This window comes from Enterobacter cloacae complex sp. P18RS (assembly GCF_014982105.1).
In the GTDB taxonomy this organism is placed as follows: Bacteria; Pseudomonadota; Gammaproteobacteria; order Enterobacterales; family Enterobacteriaceae; genus Enterobacter; species Enterobacter hormaechei_C.
In genome coordinates this window covers 4,268-4,944 of the sequence record NZ_JADCKV010000050.1, presented here as the reverse complement: position 1 = coordinate 4,944, position 677 = coordinate 4,268, and the positions used below count along the sequence as shown (strand labels likewise).

Sequence of the window (677 nt, the reverse complement as noted above, 5' to 3'; positions counted from 1 at the left end):
GGCGTGCCGGTGTGGAACGGGCTGACCAACGAGTTCCACCCGACGCAGCTGCTGGCGGATCTGCTGACCATGCAGGAGCACCTGCCGGGCAAGGCGTTTAACGAGATGACGCTGGTCTACGCGGGCGACGCGCGCAACAACATGGGCAACTCGATGCTGGAAGCGGCGGCGCTGACCGGGCTGGATCTACGCCTGGTGGCCCCGAAGGCCTGTTGGCCGGAAGAGAGCCTGGTGGCAGAGTGCAGCGCGCTGGCGGAAAAGCACGGCGGGAAAATCACCCTGACGGAAGACGTGGCGGCGGGCGTGAAGGGCGCGGACTTTATCTATACCGACGTGTGGGTGTCGATGGGCGAAGCCAAAGAGAAGTGGGCGGAGCGTATCGCGCTGCTGCGCGGGTATCAGGTGAACGCGCAGATGATGGCTCTCACCGGCAACCCGAACGTGAAGTTCCTGCACTGTCTGCCGGCGTTCCATGACGACCAGACCACGCTCGGCAAGCAGATGGCGAAAGAGTTCGATCTGCACGGCGGGATGGAAGTGACGGACGAGGTGTTTGAGTCGCCGGCGAGCATCGTGTTCGACCAAGCGGAAAACCGGATGCATACGATTAAGGCGGTGATGGTGGCGACGCTTGGGGAGTGATTGGGTCCTCGGAGCGCTGGTGCCCTCACCCCGGC

The 677-nt window shown here is 63.8% G+C and carries 1 protein-coding gene; it reads left to right on the top strand.

Annotation, left to right across the window (positions count from 1 at the left end; genetic code table 11):
• A partial coding sequence (gene argF, locus INF61_RS22975; RefSeq protein WP_227413533.1) for an ornithine carbamoyltransferase occupies window positions 1-642 on the top strand: 642 nt, incomplete at its 5' end.
• Between the last annotated feature and the right edge of the window lie 35 nt (window positions 643-677).